Below are 4,691 nucleotides of genomic sequence, written 5' to 3'. Positions count from 1 at the left end.
CGGCCGAACGTGAGGGCCGCACCATCACCCCGCTGATCACCAGGCTCAACGCCGTCCGGCGGGCCAGTCCGGCGCTGCGGCAGCTGCGTGATCTGTATTTCCATCATGCCGACAACGACCAGGTGATCGTGTACTCGAAGCGTTCGGGTTCGAACACGGTTGTGGTGGTCGCCAACCTGGATCCGCACCACACCCAGGAGGCGACGGTGTCGTTGGACATGCCGCGGCTCGGGCTGGACTGGCACGAGCCGGTGCCGGTGCGTGACGAGCTCACCGGTGTCACCTATGACTGGGGCCGGAGCAACTATGTACGACTGACGCCGGGTGAGCGCCCGGCGCATGTGCTGACCGTACTGCGGCCGTCCTCACTGCAGATCGGAGGGTCATCAACGCGATGATCGTCAACGAGCCCGTTCCGGACACCTTCGAGGACACCCCGGCCGCCGACCGCGACCCGGAATGGTTCAAGCGCGCGGTCTTCTACGAGGTCCTGGTCAGGTCGTTTCAGGACAGCAACGGGGATGGCGTGGGGGACCTGAAGGGGCTGACCGCGAAGCTGGACTATCTGCAGTGGCTGGGCGTGGACTGCCTGTGGCTGCCGCCGTTCTTCAAGTCGCCGCTGCGGGACGGCGGCTACGACGTGTCCGACTACACGGCGGTGCTGCCGGAGTTCGGGGACCTCGCGGACTTCGTGGAGTTCGTGGACGCCGCGCACCAGCGGGGCATGCGGGTGATCATCGACTTCGTCATGAACCACACCAGCGAGCAGCATCCGTGGTTCCAGGAATCCCGCGCCAACCCCCAGGGCCCGTACGGGGATTACTACGTCTGGGCGGACGACGACAAGCAGTTCCAGGACGCGCGGATCATCTTCGTCGACACCGAGGCTTCCAACTGGACCTATGACCCCGTCCGCAAGCAGTACTACTGGCACCGTTTCTTCTCCCACCAGCCGGACCTCAACTACGAGAACCCGGCCGTCCAGGAAGAGATGATCTCCGCCCTGCGGTTCTGGCTGGATCTGGGCATCGACGGCTTCCGCCTCGATGCCGTGCCCTACCTCTACCAGGAGGAGGGAACCAACTGCGAAAACCTTCCGGCGACGCATGAGTTCCTCAAACGGGTGCGCAAGGAGATCGACGCGCACTACCCGGACACGGTGCTGCTGGCCGAGGCCAACCAGTGGCCCGAGGACGTCGTCGACTACTTCGGCGACTTCCCCAGCGGCGGCGACGAGTGCCACATGGCCTTCCACTTCCCCGTCATGCCCCGCATCTTCATGGCGGTGCGCCGCGAGTCGCGTTACCCGGTCTCCGAGATCCTCGCCAAGACCCCGGCCATCCCCTCCCACTGCCAGTGGGGCATCTTCCTGCGCAACCACGACGAGCTGACCCTGGAGATGGTCACCGACGAGGAACGCGACTACATGTGGGCGGAGTACGCCAAGGACCCCCGTATGCGCGCCAACATCGGCATCCGCCGGCGTCTGGCCCCCCTGCTGGACAACGACCGCAACCAGATCGAGCTGTTCACCGCGCTGCTGCTGTCCCTGCCCGGCTCGCCGATCCTCTACTACGGCGACGAGATCGGCATGGGCGACAACATCTGGCTCGGTGACCGGGACGCGGTACGCACCCCGATGCAGTGGACCCCGGACCGCAACGCGGGCTTCTCCTCCTGCGACCCCGGCCGTCTCTACCTGCCCACGATCATGGACCCGGTCTACGGCTACCAGGTCACCAACGTGGAGGCGTCGATGTCGTCGCCGTCCTCGCTGCTGCACTGGACCCGCCGCATGATCGAGATCCGCAAGCAGAACCCGGCGTTCGGACTCGGCTCCTACACCGAACTGTCCTCCTCCAACCCCGCCGTGCTGGCCTTCCTGCGGGAATACGGGGACGACCTGGTGATGTGCGTGCACAACTTCTCCCGGTTCGCCCAGCCCACCGAACTCGACCTGCGCCGCTTCAACGGCCGCCACCCCGTCGAACTCATCGGCGGGGTCCGCTTCCCCGCCATCGGCGAACTGCCCTACCTGCTCACCCTCGCAGGCCACGGCTTCTACTGGTTCCGCCTCCGCAAGGACCTCGCGTAGAACCCCGGCGGGGCGGTTTCCGCCGCCCCGCCCTGGGCACCCAACAGGAACCCCCGACCATCCCCCGGGGAAAGGACGCACGCGATGCCGGAAGCCGTCACCCGTTCCGCCGCGACCCGGTCCGCCCTTCTCGCCTCCCTCGACCCGCTGCTGCGGGAGTGGCTGCCGCGGCAGCGCTGGTTCGCGGGAAAGGGCAGGCCGGTCACCGGCTTCACCCTCGTGGCCGCCACCGAACTGCTGCCGCGCGAGGGCACCCTGGGCCTGCTCCACCTCCTGGTCCGGGCTCATCAGCCGGATGTGCCGGCCCAGGGCGCCGTGGCGCACCCCGCGGACTGCTACCAGTTGCTGCTGGGCGTTCGCGAGGCGCTGCCGCCACGGCTGGCGCCCGCGCTCATCGGGCGTCCCGAGGAGGGACCGCTGGCGGGGCGGACCGTGTACGAGGCGCTGCACGACCCCCGGGCGACCGCCGTCCTCCTGGAAGCGATCCGCACCCGGGCCCGTGTCGGCAGGCTGCGCTTCGAGGGACACGCGGACCACACGATAAGGGCGGGGCTCGTGCCGCGTCTGGTGACCGCCGAGCAGTCCAACTCGTCGGTCGTCTATGGAGATACGTTCATCCTCAAAGTTCTGCGGCGGATCGTCCCGGGCACCAACCCCGACCTCGAACTGCCCCTGATGCTGGCCCGCGAGGGCTGCCCCCGGGTGCCCGCGCCGGCGGGCTGGCTGCTCGCGGACCTCGACGGGCCCGAGGACTCATACGTCCTCGGTGTGCTCCAGCCGTACGTGCGGGGCGCGACGGACGGCTGGGAACTCGCGCTGCACATGCTCGCCAAGGGCGAGGACTTCACGTCCGAGGCGAGGGCCCTCGGGCGGGCGACCGCCGAGGTGCACACGGCGCTGGCGCGCGCACTGCCCACGGTCACCCTGGGGCATGTCCAGATAGGGCTGTCGGCCGAGGGCATGTCCGAGCGTCTGGACGCGGCGGCGCAGGCCGTACCCGCGCTGCGGCCGTACGTGCCGGGGCTGCGGTCCGCGTTCCGGGCTCTCACCGGCCTCGCCGCCGAGGGCCAGACCTGGACCGCCCAGCGCATCCACGGTGACCTTCACCTGGGCCAGTGCCTGCGCTCGCCCGACGGCGCCTGGTCGCTGATCGACTTCGAGGGGGAGCCCTCGAAGTCGCTGGCCGAGCGCCGTATGCCGCAGCCGGTGGTGCGGGACATCGCGGGGATGCTCCGCTCCTTCGACTACGCGGCGCACTCCGCCGTGCCCTCGGCCCCGGCGTGGGCCACCGCGTGCCGGGCCGCGTACTGCCGTGGATACGCGGAGGTGTCCGGGCGCGATCCGCGGACCGAACCGGTGCTGCTGCGCGCGTACGAGACCGACAAGGCCGTCTACGAAGTCGTCTACGAGGCCCGGCACCGGCCCGACTGGCTCCCGGTGCCGATGGCGGCGATACGCCGGCTGTCCGCCCCTGCGGATGCCGGTACCGACGCCGGCGCCGACGCCACCCCCTGATCCACCACCCCTGCCGAGGAGGCCCCGGCCGTGACCACCCGTCCCCCGTCCGAGGACAGCACCAGGAAGAACGGCACCGGCGAGCAGAAGACCGGTGCGAGGAAGACCGCCGAGGAGACGACGGCCGAGAGGAAGAAGGCGGTGGCGAAGAAGGCCGCGGCCGGGGTGAAGAAGACCGCCGTGAAGAAGACGGCGGCAAAGCAGGCCGCGACGAAGCAGACCGCGTCCAAGGCGCCGGAGAAGAAAGCCGCGGCCAGGAAGACCACCGCGAAGGCCTCCTCGAAGGCGGGTGCGAAGACGGCCGCCAAGAAGACCGTGGCCGAACCCGCGCCGCTGATTCCCGCCGCGCGGGCCGGCGCCGAGGAAGCCGCCGTGTCCGAGGTGTCCGCGGTCCCCACCACCGGCACGGCCGCCGTCGGCGCCGGGCACCGCGAACGGCTGTTGTCCGGCACCCACCACGACCCGCACGCGGTGCTGGGGGCCCATGAGATGCCCGGCGGAGTCGCCCTCCGTGCCTTCAGGCCGTACGCGCTGTCCGTCACCGTCGTCACCGGTTCCCTGCGGGCCGAACTGCGCGACGACGGCGACGGCTTCTTCTCGGCACTGCTCCCCCTGCGGGACGTCCCGTCGTCGTACCGGCTGCTCGTGGAGTACGAGGGATCGGTCCAGGACACAGAGGACGCCTACGGTTTCCTGCCCGCGCTCGGCGAACTCGATCTGCATCTGATCGGCGAGGGCCGCCATGAGGAGCTGTGGAAGGCGCTCGGCGCCCATCCCATGACCCATCGCGGAGTGACCGGCACCCGCTTCTCGGTATGGGCGCCCAACGCGCGGGGCGTGCGCGTGTGCGGGAGCTTCAACTTCTGGAACGGCACCGCTCACCCGATGCGGTCGCTCGGTTCGTCCGGCGTCTGGGAACTGTTCGTTCCGGGAATCGGTGAGGGCGAGCTGTACAAGTTCGAGATCACCCGGCCGGACGGCTCAAAGACCCTGCGTGCCGACCCGATGGCCCGCCGCACCGAGGCCCCGCCGAACACGTCCTCGATCGTGGAGGCCTCCCGCCACGAGTGGGGGGACGGGG

2 protein-coding genes and 2 pseudogenes are annotated in these 4,691 nt (G+C 69.7%); all 4 read left to right on the top strand.

The features are described from left to right. Window positions 1–398 (top strand): annotated as a pseudogene (locus ABZ845_RS31720) (alpha-1,4-glucan--maltose-1-phosphate maltosyltransferase); the annotation flags it as partial. Beyond that, window positions 395–2,095, top strand: a complete 1,701-nt coding sequence (gene treS / locus ABZ845_RS31715; RefSeq protein ID WP_360986936.1) for a maltose alpha-D-glucosyltransferase — start codon at window positions 395–397, stop codon at window positions 2,093–2,095. The pseudogene ABZ845_RS31720 and the gene treS, both read left to right, overlap by 4 nt. Window positions 2,096–2,179: 84 nt before the next feature. Beyond that, window positions 2,180–3,610: a maltokinase gene (locus tag ABZ845_RS31710; protein WP_360986933.1), complete on the top strand. Its 1,431-nt coding sequence runs from the start codon at window positions 2,180–2,182 to the stop codon at window positions 3,608–3,610. A 30-nt stretch (window positions 3,611–3,640) separates the two neighbouring features. Further along, window positions 3,641–4,691: pseudogene (locus ABZ845_RS31705) on the top strand (hypothetical protein); the annotation flags it as partial.

The sequence above is a fragment of the Streptomyces sp. NPDC047022 genome, assembly GCF_040644155.1.
Taxonomy (GTDB): domain Bacteria; phylum Actinomycetota; class Actinomycetes; order Streptomycetales; family Streptomycetaceae; genus Streptomyces.
The sequence above is the reverse complement of the archived record's forward strand: the minus strand, read 5'-3'. Positions and strand labels throughout refer to the sequence as shown.

What these genes read in the sequence shown, in the direction of transcription:
- treS (WP_360986936.1), top strand. Translation starts at nt 395, where the DNA reads ATGATCGTCAACGAGCCCGTTCCGGACACCTTCGAGGACACCCCGGCC.
- ABZ845_RS31710 (WP_360986933.1), top strand. Translation starts at nt 2,180, where the DNA reads ATGCCGGAAGCCGTCACCCGTTCCGCCGCGACCCGGTCCGCCCTTCTC.